General features: G+C 69.8%; 3 protein-coding genes. All 3 read right to left on the reverse strand.

The genetic code is table 11. The features are described from left to right. On the reverse strand, positions 1–927 hold a 927-nt coding region (locus tag G6017_RS12770; protein WP_182617684.1), incomplete at its 3' end, for a DHH family phosphoesterase. Then, entirely contained in the window at positions 924–1,385 is a 462-nt protein-coding gene (gene rbfA / locus G6017_RS12775) for a 30S ribosome-binding factor RbfA (protein ID WP_182609731.1), read from the reverse strand. The genes rbfA and G6017_RS12770, both read right to left, overlap by 4 nt. A gap of 114 nt (positions 1,386–1,499) precedes the next feature. Then, a partial coding sequence (gene infB, locus G6017_RS12780; RefSeq protein WP_182609730.1) for a translation initiation factor IF-2 occupies positions 1,500–3,440 on the reverse strand: 1,941 nt, incomplete at its 5' end.

Raw genomic sequence — 3,440 nt, forward strand, 5'->3', positions numbered from 1 at the left:
GTCGCCGCTCACGGTGCACCCGGCCGCCGCCGGGTGTCCACCGCCGCCGAGCGTCGAGGCCACGGCCGAGACGTCCACGCCGTCGCCACCGCGGGAGCGGAGCGACACCGCGCACTCGCCCTGTCTGATCTCCTTGACGAGGACCGCCACCTCCGCCTCCCGGACCCCCTGCAGGTGGGACACGAGCGACTCGAGGTCGGCCTCGTCGACCGACGCGACGACGTCGTGCGGGACCGTCAACCACACCGCGCCCCGCCCCCCTGCCGCCTCGGTGTCCAGGCGGGCGGTCCCCAGGAGATCCCCCAGCACACGGAGCCAGGAGAACGGGTGGGCGTCGAGGAGCGCGAAACCGAGTTCCCGGGACTCCGCCCCGGCCGCCAGCAGTCGGCGGGCCGTGTCGTGCGAACCCGCCCCACCCCACCGGAAGGACCCGGTGTCGGTGACGAGCCCCGCGTAGAGGCTGGTGGCGAGGTCCGGGTCGACCGGGTAGCGACCGGCCTCGAGAACGTCGAGTACCAGGGTCGCGGTGGAGGCCGCCCCGGGATCCAACAGCAGGTGCGTCCCGAATCCCGGGTTGGAACGGTGATGGTCCACCACGAGGACCTCTGTCGCCGAGCGGGCCAACCGTCCCCAGTCGCCCACCCGGTCCGGGCTGGCGCAGTCCAGCGTCACCACCAGGCCGTCGTGCTCCGGCACCTCGGCGATCGGCACCACGTGTTCCGTACCCGGGATCACCCGGAGCGCCTCCGGCACCGTGCCCGGGTCGAACGACTGGTGGACCACGACGCCGACCGCCCGCAGTGCACGGGCCAGGCCCGCGGAACTCCCGAGGGCATCGGCGTCGGGGCGGACGTGGCACAGCACGGTCACCTCACGGTGCCGCGCGAGGACCTCGGCCGCGCCGCCCGCGTCCACCAGGGTGGTCACCGGTCGTCGTCCTCCGGTAGACCCACCTCGTCGTCCCTGCGGTAGGGGTCCTCGTCCCCTGCGGGCCGCGCACCCTCCGCCACCCGGCGGACCTGCTCGTCCTGGGCGCGGGCCTTGGCGAGCAACTCCTCCATCTGGCGCGCGGCATCCGGTACGGAATCCAGCCGGAAGGTCAGCTCGGGAGTGAACTTGACCCCCGTCTGCTTACCCACCATCGTGCGCAGCCGGCCCCGGGCGTTCGCCAGGGCCTCACCCGCGTCGGCGATGTCGGGTTCCTCGTCGAGCGTCCTCCCCCGGACCGTGTAGTAGAGGGTGGCCACCCTCAGATCCGCCGTGATGCGCGAATCGGTGATGGTGATGAACTCGAGACGCGGATCCTTGATCTCGTGCTCGATCGCCGTCGCGACGATCTCCCCGATCCGTTTGCCGAGCCGTCCGGCCCGTCCCTTTCCGGCCATGGCGATCCTCCTTGACGTGATGCGGCCGCCGGGCGGCCGCTCGATACCCAGAATGCCGTGGGGGCAGGCCCGCAGACCACGGAACCTGCCCCCACGGGGTTGTCGCCGTCGACGTCAGTCGCGCGGCTTCTCGACGAGCTCGTAGGTCTCGATCACGTCGCCGATCTTGATGTCGGAGTACGTCACCGTCAGACCACACTCGAAGCCCTCGCGGACCTCGGTCGCGTCGTCCTTCTCGCGGCGCAGCGAGGAGACGGTCATCTCCTCGACGACGACCTTGCCGTCGCGGATGAGACGGGCCTTGGCGTTGCGTCGGATGATCCCGTCGAGGACCATGCAACCCGCGATGTTGCCGAGCTTGGAGGAGCGGAACAGCTGGCGGATCTCCGCCTGACCGAGCTTCTTCTCCTCGTAGATCGGCTTGAGCATGCCCTTGAGCGCACTCTCGATCTCATCGATCGCCTGGTAGATGATCGAGTAGTACCGGATGTCCACGCCCTCGCGGTTGGCCAGCTCCGTCGACTTGCCCTCCGCGCGGACGTTGAACCCGATGATCACGGCGTCGGATGCGGCCGCCAGGTTGACGTTGGTCTCGGTGACCGCACCGACACCGCGGTCGATGACACGCAACTGCACCTCGTCGTCGATCTCGATGCCCATGAGGGCCTCTTCGAGGGCCTCGACCGTACCGGAGTTGTCGCCCTTGATGATGAGGTTGAGCTGGCTCGTCTCCTTGAGATGCGAATCCAGGTCCTCGAGGCTGATCCGACGGCGGGACCGGGCGGCGAGCGCGTTGCGCTTGCGCGCGTTCCGCTTGTCCGCGATCTGCCGTGCGGTGCGATCCTCCTCGACCACCATCAGGGTGTCGCCTGCGCCACAGACGCTGGTCAGGCCGATCACCTGGACCGGACGGGACGGGGTCGCCTCCACGACGTCCTCCCCGTGCTCGTCCACCATGCGACGAACCCGGCCGTACGCGTCGCCCGCCACGATCGAGTCGCCGACCCGCAGCGTTCCGCGCTGGATGAGCACCGTGGCGACCGGACCGCGTCCGCGGTCGAGGTGCGCCTCGATGGCCACGCCCTGCGCGTCCATGTCCGGGTTGGCCCGCAGGTCCAGCGACGCGTCCGCGGTGAGGACGACCGCCTCGAGGAGCGACTCGATGTTGAGCCCCTGCTTCGCGGAGATGTCGACGAACATGGTGTCGCCGCCGTACTCCTCCGGGACGAGCCCGTACTCGGTCATCTGGCCACGGATCTTGTCGGGCTGTGCGCCCTCCTTGTCGATCTTGTTGACCGCCACGACGATCGGCACGTCGGCCGCCTGCGCGTGGTTGATCGCCTCGACCGTCTGCGGCATCACGCCGTCGTCCGCCGCGACCACGATGATCGCGATGTCCGTCGACTTGGCGCCGCGGGCACGCATGGCGGTGAACGCCTCGTGACCCGGGGTGTCGATGAAGGTGATCGTCCGGTCGATATCGTCGACCGGCACGGTGACCTGGTAGGCACCGATGTGCTGGGTGATGCCGCCGGCCTCGCCCTCGCCGACCTTCGCGGACCGGATGCTGTCGAGCAACCGGGTCTTGCCGTGGTCGACGTGACCCATGACGGTGACGACAGCGGGACGGATCTCGAGATCGTCCTCCCCGCCCTCGTCCTCGCCGAACGACAGGTCGAACGAGTCGAGCAGTTCGCGGTCCTCGTCCTCGGGACTGACGACCTGGACCTTGAAGCCCATCTCCTCGCCGAGGAGCTGAAGGGTCTCCGGGGTGACGGACTGCGTGGCCGTCACCATCTCACCGAGGTTGAACAGCGCCTGGACCAGCTGCGACGGGTTGACGTCGATCTTGTCCGCGAAGTCGCTCAGCGAGGCACCCTGTGCCAGCCGCAGGACCTGCCCACGACCGTCGGGGAGCCGGACGCCGCCGACCTCGGGGGCCCGCATCGAGTCGTATTCCTGACGCTTCTGCCGCTTGGACTTGCGGCCCCTGCGGGGCGCGCCTCCGGGGCGGCCGAACGCACCGGCCGCGCCGCTGCGGCCACGATTGCCTCC

It is taken from the genome of Dietzia sp. B44 (assembly GCF_014145245.1).
In the GTDB taxonomy this organism is placed as follows: Bacteria; Actinomycetota; Actinomycetes; order Mycobacteriales; family Mycobacteriaceae; genus Dietzia; species Dietzia natronolimnaea.

Excerpts from the sequence above, each read along its gene's own strand:
- rbfA (WP_182609731.1), bottom strand. The coding sequence starts at position 1,385 with ATGGCCGGAAAGGGACGGGCCGGACGGCTCGGCAAACGGATCGGGGAG.